The sequence below is a fragment of the Sorangium sp. So ce693 genome, from assembly GCF_051521375.1.
In the GTDB taxonomy this organism is placed as follows: Bacteria; Myxococcota_A; Polyangia; order Polyangiales; family Polyangiaceae; genus Sorangium; species Sorangium atrum.
This window is the reverse complement of the sequence record NZ_CP150347.1, coordinates 5,139,119-5,152,598: the sequence shown is the minus strand read 5'-3', so window position 1 is coordinate 5,152,598 and position 13,480 is coordinate 5,139,119. Positions and strand designations below refer to the sequence as shown.

Sequence of the window (13,480 nt, the reverse complement as noted above, 5' to 3'; positions counted from 1 at the left end):
ACGATGAGACGATGAGCCCCATGGATCGCCGCACCGCCCTCGGCGCCCTCGCCGCAACGCCCGTCGTCGCCGCGTGCGACCCCTCCCCGCCCTCGCCCGAGCGCACCGACGAAGCCGCGCTCGCCGCGGCGGACGTCGTCCGCGACGTGGCGCCGCTCGGGTTCCCCTGGGAGACGCTCGACCCCTTCCTGTTCTGCGTCCACCACGACGACGCGTATCCGGCCGGCAACGAGCGGATGGGGCCGGCCGCATCGCTCGCGGGCCGCGCCATCGGTCGCGACTTCGCGGGCAAGGACGGCTGGCGCATGTACCACGGCGACGTGGTCCCCGGCTTCCCGCAGCACCCGCACCGCGGCTTCGAGACCGTGACGGTCGTGCGGCGCGGGCTCGTCGATCACGCGGACTCGCTCGGCGCGGCCGCGCGCTACGGCCGCGGCGACGTCCAGTGGCTCACGGCGGGGGGCGGCATCGTCCACGCGGAGATGTTCCCGCTCGTCGAGAAGGACGGGCCCAACCCGCTCGAGCTCTTCCAGATCTGGCTCAACCTGCCGCGCGCCGACAAGCTCGCCGAGCCGCACTTCGTGATGCTGTGGGGCGACACGATCCCCAGGCAGATCGCGCGCGACGCCGCGGGCAAGGCGACGGAGATCACGATCGTCGCCGGCCGCCTCGGCGAGCTCCGCCCGCCGGCCCCGCCGCCGAGGTCGTGGGCGGCGCGCGCGGCGTCCGACGTGGCGATCTGGACGCTCAAGATGGCCCCGGGCGCGCGGTTCACGCTGCCGGCCGCCTCCCCCGGCACGAACCGCGCGCTCTACTTCTTCCGCGGCGCCGAGCTGCGCGTCGGCGCCCGCCGCGTCCCCGCGGCCCACAGGATCACGCTCCGCGACGGCGCCGCCGCGCTGCTCGAGAACGGCCCCGACGAGGCCGAGCTCCTGCTCCTCCAGGGCCAGCCCATCGGCGAGCCCGTCGCGCAACACGGCCCCTTCGTGATGACCTCGATGGCGGAGGTGCAGCAGGCCTTCCTCGACTACCGGCGGACGGGCTTCGGCGGATGGCCGTGGCCGAGCGACGGCCCGGTCCACGGGCGCGCGGAAGGCCGCTTCGCGCGCTACCCCGACGGCCGCATCGACAAGGCGGGCTGAGCCCCTCGTTACCGCGTGCCGGGGCGCCGATCCCTCACCTCGCGTCGAGCTCGGGCTCTTCGCTCCAGCAGTCGTTCGCGCTCGCCCGGTGTCGCGCGCGGTACTCCGAGGGGCTGACCCCCTCGGAGCGCCGGAACTGCTCGGCGAAGCGCGACGCCGAGTCGTAGCCGCAGGCCGTCGCGACCTCCAGCACGCCGTGGCGGCCCGAGCGCAGGAGCGCCTTGGCGAGTTCGAGGCGCTCCTTCCACAGGAGGGCCCTGAACGAGACCCCCTTCGCGCCGAGCCGGCGGCGCAGCGTCGCGTCGCTCACCCCGAGCGCGCGCGCGACCTCCGGGGCCGCCCACGGGCGCGCCGGATCGCGGCGCACCAGCGCCCGCACCGCGAGCGTCGGATCGAGCGACAGCGTCGACGAGGCGGCGCGCGCCTCGTCGAGCTGCTCCCGGTGCTGCAGGAGCAGGGTCAGGATGAGATCCTCCAGCCGGTGCTCGATGAGCAGCGCGTGCGCGCCGGGCAGGAGGAGCGTGTTCACGAGGTGGATCAGCGCCTGGATCGACGGCATCGCGGAGCGCAGGAGGTGCGGCCGATCCGCCTCGAAGCCGCCGAGCCCCCGCTGGACGCAGAGCGTGGGATAGCGGCGCTGGAGCCGCTCGTCGACCTCGCTCAAGAGCTCGATCGTGAACGAGCGGTACGCGCCGCGCTCCGGATCGGGCTCGTTCACCAGCTCGAGGGGGATGCCCTGCGGCACGAGCAGTATCTGCCCCTCCCGGGCGACGAGGCGCGTGTTGCCGTCCGGGCCGTCGAGGAAGATCCGCTTCGCGCCGTCGAGGATGAGCACGACGAGCGGCCGGGAGAGCCGCTGTATCGTTATCCGCTCGCGCGTGCGGGTGAAGACGCCGAGCCATCGGGCCAGGCCGGCGCCGCTCGCCGAGGACGTGCGCTCCAGGCGGGAGATGGCCTCTCTGAGCGCGCCCCAGGCCTGGGCTTGATCGGTGGGCTCGAGCAGTCGGGTGAGATGGGTCTTCATCGTCGCTCCTGATTGAAAAGGGCGCGTCTCTCGCCGCGGAGACACAGCGCAGGGCCGGCCGGGGCGGCGCAGCGTAACCGCGCCGCCCCTCGGCCCAAAGCGCTGCTCCGCCGGCTCACTTCACGTCGAGCAGGACGATCTCGCCGTCGTTGAAGAGCGGGACGAGCAGGCGGTCTCTCGCGCGGTCCCAGCCGAGATCGGCGGGGCTCGGGAGATCCGCCGCGAGCGTGGAGACGCGCGGCGCCGCGTCCCCGGCGGGGTCGATCTCGAAGACGGCGCCCGCGTCCCAGCTCGACACGAGGAGCCGGCCGTCGTCGAGGCGCACGAGGCCGTCCAGCGTGCCGGCGGGCAGGGAGATCTCGCGCTGGAGCTTCCCCGAGGCGTCGAGCGCGTCGACCCGCGCTGCGCCGAGGTAAGCCACCCAGATCTCGCCTTCCGCGCACGCCACGCCGTTCGGGTGCGGCAGCGCGGGATCCGCGATCAACCGGGAGACCTCCCCGGCCGGATCGACCGAGACGAGCGCATCGGTGCCGATCGAGGCGAACGCCCCGTCCTCGATGGCCACGCCGGAGTCCGAGACCACGATCGACCCGTCGGGCATGGCCGCGACGTCGTTGAGCAAGCCGGCGCCGGCCACCTCGATGTCCTCGATCGGCGCGCCGTCGCTCGCGTCGAAGACGCGGATCGCGTCGATATCGGCCACATAGAGCCTGCCGCCCGCGATGGCCATGCCCTTCGGGGCGTTCAGCGTCACGCCCTCCGACGCGCCGTCGATCCATGTCAAATCGAGGACCTCGCCGTCCGGCGAGACGCGCGAGATGAACGCGCGGTCGTCCTTCTCGACGGGTGAGCCGACGATGTTCGAGACCAGGTAAACGTCGCGCTCCTCGTCGTGGAGCACGGACTCGGGTGTGCTGAAGCCGCCGACGCGGCGGAGCTCCGGCGCGGCCGGGGCCGCGCTCTCGGCGCACGCCGGGAGGACGGCAGAGAGGCAGGCGAGGACCGCGGCGGCGCGTTTCGATTGCGTTTTCATGGTGTGATCTCTCGTGTGAACGGGCCGGCGACGCGCCGGCTGGTGCGCCTACCCTGCGCCGGGTCGCCGCGCGGCGCGCGCCCGCGGCGCTCATTGGTGCGCCCGAAACGCTCACGCCCCGGTCTGCGCCGCCGCCGGCGAAGGCACGGCGGCCCGCGCGAGCCGCGGAGCCACGCCCGGCCACGGCTCGTCTCGACCAGGGGAGAGCCGATCGTTCAAGGCGTCTCGGTCGTGCCACCCGACCCGAAATTGAAACCTGCAAGACAACGAATTACACGTCCACGTCGCTTGCTCGACCCCACGCGGCGCCGCCATGCATCGTCCGTGCTGAACGACGCGAACCCCCGCTCTCCGCAGGTGCGGTGCTGACGAATGAGCACGGGTCCAGCTCGAACGACGCGTGACGCGGGCGCCGGCGCCCGCGCGGGGCGAGCGCGCGAAACGTCTTGGTCGACATGCCCCGCACCTCCCGGGCCGCACCGGCGACACGCCGTGAGTCGAGAGCGGATATCGAATACTTGACAAGTGTTGCGCCCCCGACAATCATGCGTTCACTGTGGTCCGGCCGAAACGTGGTCCCCTGTAATGCAGTGTTTTTCAGATCCAGATCCCCAGACGCTGCTCAACGAGCAGGTCGCGGCGCTCCGCAGGCGCGTCGCGGAGCTGGAGCAGGCGCTGGCCGAGGCGCAGCAGCCGGGCGCGGCGACGCACGAGGCGCAGCCAGACGAGCGCGATCCTGGGCTCCTGGCCAGCCTCTTCGCGGCGGAGGCCTCGGGGTACGCCGCGATGCTCGACGCGATCCCGGCGATGGTGTTCTTCAAGGATCGACACCACCGGTACCTCGCCGTCAACAAGGCCTACGCGGCGCACTATCACCTCTCGGCCGACAGGATCATCGGGAAGCGCGATGAGGACATTTTCGTCGAAGAGGTCGCGCGCAGCTACCGCGACAACGACGAGAACATCATGTCGGAGGGGATCCCGCGGCTCAACGTGGAGCTCCAGTGGAAGCTCGAGGACGGGAGCGACGGCTGGACGCTGGAGAACAACGTCCCGTTCCGCGACGCGAGCGGGCGCGTGATCGGGATGGTCGGGGTCGTGGTCGACATGACCGCACGAAAGAGGACGGAAGAGGCGCTGCGGAGCACCGAGGCCGATCTCCTCGCCATCCAATCGCGCCTGCTCGAGACGATAGCCGCTCTCTCGACCCCGGTCCTGCCCATCGAGCACGGCATCATCCTCGTGCCGCTCATCGGCCATCTCGACACGGCGCGGGGCAGCCAGCTCATGGAGGCCCTCCTGCAAGGCGTGGAGCGCCACGACGCCGAGCTCGTGATCGTCGATCTCACCGGCGTCCCGATGATCGACAGCGCCGTCGCGCACCACCTCCTGCGCACGGTGCACGCCGCGCGCCTGCTCGGCGCCGAGTGCATCCTGGTGGGGATGTCCGCGAGCACCGCCGCAGCGCTCGCGAGCCTCGGCGAGACGCTGGAGGGGATCGTCCTCCTGAGAGATCTCCGGGCCGGTGTGCGTTACGCGATGGCGCGGCGGAAGGCCATGGCCCGCGTGCATTCGATGGCGCCACGTAGATGACGAGAGACATCGAGAGACACAAGGAGATCTGTCCCACTCCCCCGCACATATTCTTCCACTCATCCTTCCACGCGGCCTTCTCCGCGGCCTTCCACGCAACGGCCGGCCTCGCGCCCCTTCGAAGTCCTGACGCGCCAGGTCTCGCTTGACCCTCCAGCGAGGCGCCGGTTACATTCCGTTCAGGCTTTCGACGCTTCATTCCCGGCTGGTGTAGAGCGGGCCGGTTCACCTCTTCACCACCCCTCAGCGAGCTCGCCGCGCCCGGTGTCCCCCGCGCGTCGAGCGGTCAGACCCGCGATGACGCCGCGTATCCGCCCGTTGCCCCTCGACAAAGTCCACCCTGCCAATACCGCCCTCCTCGTCATCGACATGCAGCGGGACTTCGTCGAGGAGGGCGCGCCCTGCGAAGCGCGCGGGGCGCTCGAGATCGTGCGGAGAATCAACGCGCTCGTCGCGTGGGCGAGAGGGCGTGAGCTGCCCGTCGTCTTCACGCAGGAGATGCACAGGGCCGATCGGTGCGACTTCGGCATCGAGCTGGAGTTCGAGCCGCTGCACTGCCTCGAGGGATCCCGCGGCGCCGAGATGGTCGATGGGCTGCGGATCGAGCCGCAGGATCATCGGATCTTCACCAAGCGGCGCTACGACTGTTTTCTGGGCACCGACCTCGACCTGCTGCTCCGGTGCAAGCGGGTGGAGAACCTCATCTGCTGCGGTGTGTGCACGAACATCTGCGTGCTCAGCACCGTGCTCACCGCGAGGAACCTGGATTACCGCGTGCTGCTCCCGGTCGACGCCGTGGCCGGGACCTCACGGGAGCTCCACGACGCCGCGATCCTCTGCATGAGCAACGCGTTCGCCTACGTCACCGAGAGCGCCTCGGTGATGCAGCTCTTCGGCTGACGGATGCCCGGCGACCGAGCGCCGCGGGCCCCGTCGCGACAGTGCGAGCGACCGCCGCCGCGCTGGCTCGCGCTCGGCCGCCCCGTTTCCGCCCGGGTCCGTCTCGCGCTCGGCGCGGCGAGCTTCCTCGCCACCCTCGCGGCGTACGCCTGGCTAACGGGCCGCGACGGGGTGAACACCGCCCTCGCTCCCACGCTCGCGAGCATCGGGCGGGCGACGGCCGACGCGCTCGGCTCGGCGGAGCTCTGGCTCGACGTCCGCTACAGCTTCCTGCGGGTCACGGCCGGGTTCGTGGCCGCCGCGCTCCTCGCGGTGCCGCTCGGCGTGCTCGCCGGCGCGTTCCGATCGATCGCCGCGCTGATCGAGCCGCCGACCGAGTTCCTCCGCTATGTCCCGGTGCCGGCGCTGATCCCGCTCGTCATGATCGCGGCGGGCATCGGCGAGGGCGCGAAGGTCCTCCTCGTCTTCCTGGGGACCTTCTTCCAGCTGCTGCTCATGACCGCGGACGAGGTGCGGCGGGTCCCGGCGCCGCTGCTCCAGGTCAGCCAGAGCCTCGGCGCCACCCGGCGGGAGATCGTCTGGCGCGTGCTGGCCCCGGCCGCCCTCCCCGGCATCTGGAGCGCGCTGCGCATGTGCAACGGGTGGGCGTGGAGCTACGTCGTCGTCGCGGAGCTCGTGGCCGCCACCGAGGGCCTCGGCTTCCGCGTCCTCAGGTTCTATCGCTTCATCCAGACGCCCAGCATCTACGCGTACCTGGCGGTGCTGGGCGCGATCGGCCTGGGGCTCGACTGGGCGTTCGGCGCAGCGCACCGCCGGCTCTTCCGCTGGGCCAGGGGGCGCGACGCGTGACGCTCTCCGTGCGCGGCGTCAGCAAGGCGTTCGCCGGCCGTCGCGGCGAGACCAGCGCCCTCTGCCCGCTCGACCTCGATGTCGGCGAGGGCGAGTTCGTGAGCCTCGTGGGCCCCTCCGGGTGCGGGAAATCGACGCTGTTGCACATCGTCGCGGGGCTCGAGCCGGCGACCACCGGGACCGTCACGCTCGGCGGCGAGCGCGTCCTCGGCCCCGGCGCCGAGCTCGGCGTCGTGTTCCAGCAACAGACGCTCTTCCCGTGGCTCAGCGTGCGGGAGAACGTCCGCTTCCCGCTGACGCTGGCCCGCCACCGCGGCCGGGCGCGGCACGCCGGCCCCGAGCGAGAGGCGGACCGCGTCGAGCGCCTGCTGCGCCTCGTCGATCTGTGGGAGTTCCGCGACAGCGCGCCCGCGGAGCTGAGCGGCGGCATGCAGCAGCGCGCCGCGCTGGCGCGGGCGCTCGCCGCGCAGCCGGAGGTGCTGCTGATGGATGAGCCGTTCGGCGCCCTCGACGCCCAGACACGTGAGGAGATGCAGGGGCTCCTGCTCCATGTGATCCAGCATCACCGGATCACGACGCTCTTCGTCACCCACGACGTGGATGAGGCCCTGATCCTGTCCGATCGCGTGGTGGTCTTCTCCGAGCGCCCCGGCCGCGTCGTGGCCACCTTCGACGTGCCGGTACCGCGGGCGGATCGCTCGCCCGACCTCAAGCTCGACGAGGCGTTGCTGCGCCTCAAACGGGATATCCTCTCGCTCCTGCGGGGGAGGGCCCGCCCCGAGGAGCAGCGCCGCAGCTTGCTCCTCGGGCTCACGCATACGCCGAGGGGAGAGGATCCATGAACCGAAGGACCGTCGTGCTAGAGCTCGGGGCAGCGCTCGCCTGCCTCGTCCTGTCGCCAGGCTGCTCGAAGAAGGACGAGCCAGCGCGCGAGATGCCCGCCGCCGCGCCGGGCGAGAAGCCCGGGGCCGCGGCGAACGCGCCGGTGAAGCTGACCGTGGGACACGACATGTGGATCGGTTATGCGGGCGTGTTCATCGCGAACGAGCTCGGGCTGTTCAAGCAGGCTGGCCTCGACGTCGAGCTCAAGCCGTTCTCGAACCCCGGGGACACGCTGCCGGCGCTGGCCGCGGGGAAGCTCGATATCGGCCTGACGACCCTGCAGAACCTGGCCGTGCTGAGCGGCAACGGCGACACGGACGTCGTGGCCATCGCGCTCATCGACAGCTCGAACGGCGCGGATGCGGTGGTGGCGAAGGAGGGGGTCGCGTCCATGGCCGATCTCAAGGGCAAGACGGTCGCGCTCACCCTCGGCGAGGTCAATCACATGCTGTTCCTCGCCGGCCTGAAGAAGTCCGGGCTCTCCACGGACGACGTGAAGGTCACGAGCATGAGCGCAGACGATGCCGGGGCCGCGTTCGTGGCGGGGAAGGTCGACGCCGCGGTCACCTGGGAGCCGTGGATCACCAAGGCGACCAAGGGCGGCGGTCGCGTGATCTTCTCGAGCGCCAGCGTCCCCGACACCATCATGGACGCGGTGGCCGTGCGCCGATCGCGGCTCGCCGAGTCCGGTGACGCCTGCTCGAGGTTCATCGGCGCCATCGATCAGGGGGTGCGCGTCCTGCGCGGCGAGCCCGACAAGGCGATTCCCATCATCGGCAAGTACTTGAACGCTCCGCCCGAGGACGTGAAGGGCATGCTGGCCGGCGACAAGATCTACGATCTGGCCGACAACAAGCAGCTCTTCGGCACGGCGGAGAAGGCCGGCCCCGTGTACGCCTCGATGAAGGCGGTGGTCGACTTCTCGGTCGAGTCCAAGCTCGTCAAGAAGGCGCCGGCGCCGGAGTCGCTGCTCGACCCGAGGCTCGTCCGATGAGCCGCGACGAGGAGCTCATGGCGCGCGCGCTGGAGCTCGCGCGCGGCGCGCAGCGCGCGGGCGAGCCGCCGTTCGGCGCCCTGGTGGCCGCCCCCGACGGCACCGTCGTCGCCGAGGCGACCGACGAGGTGAACGCCCAGCGCGACTTCACGTGGCACGCCGAGGTCGGCGCCGTCCGCCGCGCCTGCGCGGCCGCCGGGCCGGACCTGACGGGCTACACGCTGTACACCACCGTGGAGCCCTGCCCGATGTGCTTCACCGCCGCCTGGCTCGCCCGGGTGAGCCGCGTCGTCTTCGGCTGCACGATGCAGGAGGTGACGGCGGCGACAGGCGGCGCGCAGCGCGAGCTGGCCGTCCCCGCGCGCTGGATGAACGAGAACTCCGGCGCTCCCGTCGATCTCGTTGGCGGTGTCCTCGCCGACTGGTGCCTCGCGCTCTTCAGCCCGTCGTGACGCGCTCGCCCGCGCCGACAGGACCGGCGATCCAGCGTTCAGGAAGCGCTTTCTGGAGAGCATCTCCGCCGACGCCCGCACGCTGACGCTCGCCCGCGCGTGGCTCGGGGAGGATCCCTCCTCGGCCCGGCACGTGCCCTCGTAGGGTTCCCGCGCGGGCGGACAGCATTGGTCCGGATTGAGTGTTGCTCAGGAAGCAGCCGCGCTGAATCGGTGCTCGATTCCGAGCAACGCGCGGGCAGAGCGCGCCGGAGAGACGCCGAGATCCGCGGTCAAACAGCGACATGGCGGCAACGGCGTCAAGGCACGCAGGTTGCAGATTGCCGCGCGCCAGCACGGCCATCGATCTCACACCGGCGACATCGGCGCGCCCAACCCCTTTCCGGAGTCTTTCATGACTGACCGTATCGCTCGTCTCAAGGCCTCGCCCTCCGTGGCTGTCAAGGAGAAGCTCGATTACCCCGTCATCGACACGGACATCCACACCAACGATTACTCGCCGGCGCTGGAGGATTTCGTCGCCACCTACGGAGGCGCCAAGCTCGTCGACGACCTGCGCAAGGCGCTGAGCTCCCGCCGCCGCAACGCCGAGAACAGCAGCGGCAAGGACTGGTACAGCCAGACGCCCGAGGAGCGGCAGCACTACCGCACGGTCAGGTCGCCGTGGTGGGCGCGGGTGACGCGCAACACGCTGGACGTGGCCACGTACCACCTGCCGGAGCTGCTCGCCGAGCGCCTCGAGGAGCAAGGGTCCGATTACTCGGTCCTGTTCCCGAACAACACCCTCGCGCCGCTCGCTGTGAAGGACCCGGGCTCGCGGCAGGCGCTCCAGCGCGCGATCAACCACTACCACGCGGAGCTGTTTCGCAAGTACAGCGACCGCCTCACCCCGGTCGCCGGCATCCCGCTGAACACGCCCGAGGAGGGCATCGAAGAGCTGGAGTTTGCCGTCAAGAAGCTGGGGCTCAAGGCGATCAACATCGCCGGCGGCGTGCGCCGCCCCATCAAGGCGATCGCGGAGAAGTATCCGCCGGCGCACCACCCGGAGATCGCGAAGTACGCGACGTACATCGATTTCTACGGCATCGACAGCGAGTACAACTACGATCCTTTCTGGGCGAAGGTTGTCGAGCTCGGCGTTCCTGTCCTCACCCATTATGGGAGCCAGGGCTGGACGGGGCGCTCGTCGATCAGCAACTACATGAACAACCACGTCGGCCACTTCGCCGACGGCTCGGAGGCGTTCGCCAAGGCGCTGTTCTTCGGCGGCGTCACCCGCCGCTTCCCCGGGCTGCGTATCGGCATGCTCGAGGGCGGGGCGGACTGGGGCGCGCGGGTCTACATCCACCTTGTCGACCGCTTCCAGAAGCGCGGCCCGGAGGGCCTGAAGCATTACGACCCGTCGGCGACCGACCGCGCGCTCTTCACCGAGCTCTTCCGGCGCTACGGCGCGGATCTCGCAAAGCTTTCAAACGGGCGATCCATCGAGGGCGAGCAGCTGATCGCCGACACGCTGGGGGCCGGGTACACGAGCGACGCCCGCCAGCCTGCGCCGGAGTACCGCAATGACTTCGCGGCCGCGGGCATCGAGAAGATCGAGGACATCCGCGACCGCTGGGTCAACAACTTCTTCTTCGGATCCGAGTCGGACGACCGCACCATCGCGTCCGCGTTCAACGCCAAGGCGAACCCGCTCGGCGTGAAGATCAACGCCATCTACTCCTCCGACGTCGGCCACTGGGACGTCCCCGACCTGACCGAGGCGCTCGCGGAGAGCTGGAAGCTCGTGGAGGAGGGCGTCCTCAGCGCCGAGGACTTCAAGGCGTATGTGTTCGAGAACCCGTACAAGCTCTATACGGAGGCCAACGCGAGCTTCTTCAAGGGCACGCGGGTCGAGGAGAAGCTGAAGCGCAAGGCGGGCGCCGGTGACGAGCGGCGCGGCCCGCAGCCGGGCGCGAGGAGCGAGGGTCTACCCGGCAAGCCGGTCGAAATACGCGCGTAGCGCCGCAGCGTCGAGCCCTGCCCCGAGCGCGAACATCAGCGCGAGCCTCGCCTTGGGCCCCGAGAGCGCGCCCGCGGCGATCACCCCGAGGTCCCGGAGCCGCCGCCCGCCGCCGGGCGCGCCGTACGTCGGCGTGACCCGACCGCCGGGGCAGCGCGAGCTCAGCACCACCGGCGTGCCGGCCTGCACCAGCGCGCCGATCGCCCCCTCCCAGCTCCCGCAGACGTTCCCCGCGCCCGAGCCCTCGATCACCACCCCGCGCGCCCCGGCATCGAGGAGCGCGCGCAGGAGGAGATCGTCCATCCCGGACGCCATCTTCACGAGGTAGACCCGCGGCTCGGGCGGCGCGAGCGGCAGCGTCGGCGTCCTCGCGAGGCGCGCGTGGACGCGGACGCCCTCGCCGTCGACCCAGCCGAGCGGCCCCACGCCCGGCGAGGCGAACGTGCCGAGCGCGGTCGTGTGGGTCTTCATCACGCACCGCGCGGCGTGGATCTCGTCGTTCAGCGCGACGAGCACGCCGAGCCCCCGCGCCGACGGGTCGACCGCGATCCGCGCGGCCGAGACGAGGTTGCGCGGGCCGTCGGTCCCCGCGGTGCTCGCGTCCCGCATCGCCCCTGTGAGCACCACCGGGGTGTCCCCGTCGAGCAGCAGATCCAGCGCGAACGCCGTCTCTTCGAGCGTGTCCGTGCCGTGGGTGACGACGACGCCGGCCACCTCGGGGTCACCCTGAAGATCGCGCACGGCGCGCGCGAGCGCCGCGATCCTGTCCGGGCCGAGGTTCCAGCTGCTCTCGAGGCAGAACTCGGTGACCGCGATCTCGGCGATGCGGCCGAGCGCGGGCACGTCGGCGACGAGCTCCTCCGCGCGGACGGCGGGCACGGCGGCGCCCGTCTTCGGGTCGACGCGGCTCGCGATGGTGCCGCCGGTGGTGACGAGGTGAACACGAGGCATGGATGGTTGTTCGCGTGAAGCCGATCAGCGCATGTGCGCGAGCGGGAGCCCCGCGACGGGCGCGCGGAACGTGAGGAGGTGGGGCATCGCCAGCGACCCCATGTAACACGTGCGGAGATCGGGGCCGCCGAACGCGATGCTCGTGGGCAGCTGCAGGGTGTTTCCCGCGCAGGCGCCGAGATCGGCCGGCTCGATGGTCCCGTTCCTCTGCTTCAGGGTCATCGTCTCGAGGACTGCAGGGCGCGGATCCTCGAAGACGGTCTGGTAGCTGCCGTCGGGGAAGATCACCGCGAGGCCGTTGCGACAGACGGCCGCCACCCAGATGTTGCCCTCGGCGTCGAAGGCGAAGCCATCCATGTACCCGCCGATGCCGAGGCTGTCGGGCCCGAACTGCTCGGGATCGCCGAGGCTGCCGTCGTCGCGCACCGGGAACCGGAGGAGGCGGCCGGGGACGGTCTCGACGGCGTACAGGAACCGCTCGGCGGCGTCGAGGCGCACCTCGTTCGTCAAGCTGAGGCCGTCGGCCACGATGCGAGCGCCCTTCTCGTCGACGAGCACGATGTACCCATCGCGGATGCTGCCCACGACCGCTGTCCACCACGGGAGATGCCGTGTCGTGACGGAGATCCAGAGGCGATCCTGCGAGTCGATGAAGCAGAAGTTCACGGCGCCGAGCGGCTTGCCGTCGATGGAGTCGAGGAGGACCTCGGACCGGCCGTCGCGGTGGAGCTTGTGGATCTTGCCGCCGGACATGCTGGCGACGATGAGGTTGCCCTGCCGATCCATCGCCATGCCGTTCGGCTCGGGCACCTCGGGGCCGAGGGTCGCCTGCCTGCCATCCGGCTCGATGCGCGTCGCGATACCGCGAGCATCCGAGGTCCAGAGCGTGCCGCCGGGCTCGACGATCACGCACTCCGGCCGGACAAGGCCTTGCCCGACGTACTCGATCCGAGACAGCTCGAGGGTGAAACCCCTGACAGATGACATCCAACGACCTCCCGGCACGGCGCCGCGCCGCGCTCGCTCGACGCGGACCAGCATAACACCCCCCTCGCCGATGGGGACATCTCGATCAGGCGCACCGCCCCGAGGCCGACAGGCTCGGGAACGAGATCGCTCAGGAGTTCGCCTTGAGCGCGGTGAACTCGCCTGGATCGTGGATGGTAGGGGGATTGGTCCCGCCGCCGATGAAGTCCTCCGTCCGGTCGTACATGCCGAAGTGGGTCACCGGCCTCGAACCGCCCCGCGCCGGGAAACCGTCGGCGCCTGCCTTGACACCGAGGGCGTTCATCAAGCTGCAGTAGTCCTTGTTGATCGGCGCGCTGGCGAGCGACGGATCGGTCCCCGTTTCTTGGGAGATCGCGTCGACCTGGTCCGAAGTGCCGTCGGAACACGTGATCTCGCTGTTGCCGGTCGTGAGATCGGGTGTCCGGAGACGTCGGCTTCCCCGGCTCGAAGAGGCCCGTGAGGCTGCTGAAGGCCTGCGACGCGTTGACGCCCCTGAAGAGGGTCACAGGGACCGAGTAGGAGATCGCCGCCTGAGGGTTTTCGTTCTGACCAGCCGTGTTCAAGGGCAACGGGGTGCCTTGCGGGCTGAGCTGTCGTGCGATGACGTGGTCCAGCGAGGGACCGGTCGGTTGCGCGTAGAACTTCGTGGG

At 70.8% G+C, this 13,480-nt stretch carries 13 protein-coding genes; 8 read left to right on the top strand and 5 right to left on the bottom strand.

What is annotated here, in order from left to right; genetic code table 11:
- The first annotated feature begins 11 nt into the window (after positions 1–11).
- Positions 12–1,142, top strand: a complete 1,131-nt coding sequence (locus WMF14_RS19265) for a pirin family protein (RefSeq protein ID WP_272098811.1) — start codon at positions 12–14, stop codon at positions 1,140–1,142.
- Positions 1,143–1,176: 34 nt separating this feature from the next.
- On the opposite strand, the gene WMF14_RS19260 is transcribed toward WMF14_RS19265, so the two are convergent.
- On the bottom strand, positions 1,177–2,166 hold the full coding sequence (locus tag WMF14_RS19260) for a helix-turn-helix transcriptional regulator (RefSeq protein WP_437802883.1): 990 nt from the start codon (positions 2,164–2,166) through the stop codon (positions 1,177–1,179).
- Between the two features lie 115 nt (positions 2,167–2,281).
- Positions 2,282–3,199, bottom strand: coding sequence for an SMP-30/gluconolactonase/LRE family protein (locus WMF14_RS19255; protein ID WP_437802881.1), 918 nt, complete (start codon positions 3,197–3,199; stop codon positions 2,282–2,284).
- 585 nt (positions 3,200–3,784) lie between these two features.
- Between WMF14_RS19255 and WMF14_RS19250 the strand changes: the two genes are divergently transcribed.
- The 7 genes from WMF14_RS19250 to WMF14_RS19220 all read left to right on the top strand — a co-directional run bounded on the left by WMF14_RS19250 (position 3,785) and on the right by WMF14_RS19220 (position 10,871).
- Positions 3,785–4,792, top strand: a complete 1,008-nt coding sequence (locus WMF14_RS19250) for a PAS domain-containing protein (RefSeq protein WP_437802879.1) — start codon at positions 3,785–3,787, stop codon at positions 4,790–4,792.
- 318 nt (positions 4,793–5,110) lie between these two features.
- Positions 5,111–5,692, top strand: a complete 582-nt coding sequence (locus tag WMF14_RS19245; RefSeq protein WP_437802877.1) for a cysteine hydrolase family protein — start codon at positions 5,111–5,113, stop codon at positions 5,690–5,692.
- 3 nt (positions 5,693–5,695) lie between these two features.
- The gene (locus WMF14_RS19240; protein WP_272098801.1) at positions 5,696–6,541 is read left to right on the top strand and encodes an ABC transporter permease; all 846 of its coding nucleotides are present in this window, start codon (positions 5,696–5,698) and stop codon (positions 6,539–6,541) included.
- Positions 6,538–7,383, top strand: coding sequence for an ABC transporter ATP-binding protein (locus WMF14_RS19235; RefSeq protein ID WP_437802875.1), 846 nt, complete (start codon positions 6,538–6,540; stop codon positions 7,381–7,383). The genes WMF14_RS19240 and WMF14_RS19235 overlap by 4 nt, the downstream gene beginning before the upstream one ends.
- Positions 7,380–8,417 carry an aliphatic sulfonate ABC transporter substrate-binding protein gene (locus WMF14_RS19230; RefSeq protein WP_437802873.1) on the top strand — a complete coding sequence of 346 codons (1,038 nt, stop codon included), beginning with the start codon at positions 7,380–7,382 and terminating at the stop codon, positions 8,415–8,417. The genes WMF14_RS19235 and WMF14_RS19230 overlap by 4 nt, the downstream gene beginning before the upstream one ends.
- On the top strand, positions 8,414–8,869 hold the full coding sequence (locus WMF14_RS19225; RefSeq protein WP_437802871.1) for a nucleoside deaminase: 456 nt from the start codon (positions 8,414–8,416) through the stop codon (positions 8,867–8,869). Before WMF14_RS19230 ends, WMF14_RS19225 begins: the two co-directional genes overlap by 4 nt.
- Before the next feature lie 394 nt (positions 8,870–9,263).
- On the top strand, positions 9,264–10,871 hold the full coding sequence (locus WMF14_RS19220) for an amidohydrolase family protein (protein ID WP_272098793.1): 1,608 nt from the start codon (positions 9,264–9,266) through the stop codon (positions 10,869–10,871).
- Here WMF14_RS19220 and WMF14_RS19215 read toward each other — a convergent pair.
- The 3 genes from WMF14_RS19215 to WMF14_RS19205 form a co-directional block, all read right to left on the bottom strand.
- The gene (locus WMF14_RS19215) at positions 10,839–11,822 is read right to left on the bottom strand and encodes an asparaginase (protein WP_437802869.1); all 984 of its coding nucleotides are present in this window, start codon (positions 11,820–11,822) and stop codon (positions 10,839–10,841) included. The genes WMF14_RS19220 and WMF14_RS19215 overlap by 33 nt on opposite strands.
- 24 nt (positions 11,823–11,846) lie before the next feature.
- Positions 11,847–12,809 (bottom strand): SMP-30/gluconolactonase/LRE family protein, encoded by a 963-nt coding sequence (locus tag WMF14_RS19210; protein WP_437802867.1) that lies wholly within the window; start codon positions 12,807–12,809, stop codon positions 11,847–11,849.
- Between the two features lie 130 nt (positions 12,810–12,939).
- On the bottom strand, positions 12,940–13,113 hold the full coding sequence (locus WMF14_RS19205; protein WP_437802865.1) for a hypothetical protein: 174 nt from the start codon (positions 13,111–13,113) through the stop codon (positions 12,940–12,942).
- Positions 13,114–13,480: the final 367 nt, after the last annotated feature.

Coding starts and splice junctions, on each gene's coding strand:
- WMF14_RS19265 (WP_272098811.1), top strand. CDS start 12: ATGAGCCCCATGGATCGCCGCACCGCCCTCGGCGCCCTCGCCGCAACG.
- WMF14_RS19260 (WP_437802883.1), bottom strand. CDS start 2,166: ATGAAGACCCATCTCACCCGACTGCTCGAGCCCACCGATCAAGCCCAG.
- WMF14_RS19255 (WP_437802881.1), bottom strand. CDS start 3,199: ATGAAAACGCAATCGAAACGCGCCGCCGCGGTCCTCGCCTGCCTCTCT.
- WMF14_RS19250 (WP_437802879.1), top strand. CDS start 3,785: ATGCAGTGTTTTTCAGATCCAGATCCCCAGACGCTGCTCAACGAGCAG.
- WMF14_RS19240 (WP_272098801.1), top strand. CDS start 5,696: ATGCCCGGCGACCGAGCGCCGCGGGCCCCGTCGCGACAGTGCGAGCGA.
- WMF14_RS19230 (WP_437802873.1), top strand. CDS start 7,380: ATGAACCGAAGGACCGTCGTGCTAGAGCTCGGGGCAGCGCTCGCCTGC.
- WMF14_RS19225 (WP_437802871.1), top strand. CDS start 8,414: ATGAGCCGCGACGAGGAGCTCATGGCGCGCGCGCTGGAGCTCGCGCGC.
- WMF14_RS19220 (WP_272098793.1), top strand. CDS start 9,264: ATGACTGACCGTATCGCTCGTCTCAAGGCCTCGCCCTCCGTGGCTGTC.
- WMF14_RS19215 (WP_437802869.1), bottom strand. CDS start 11,822: ATGCCTCGTGTTCACCTCGTCACCACCGGCGGCACCATCGCGAGCCGC.
- WMF14_RS19210 (WP_437802867.1), bottom strand. CDS start 12,809: ATGTCATCTGTCAGGGGTTTCACCCTCGAGCTGTCTCGGATCGAGTAC.
- WMF14_RS19205 (WP_437802865.1), bottom strand. CDS start 13,113: ATGAACGCCCTCGGTGTCAAGGCAGGCGCCGACGGTTTCCCGGCGCGG.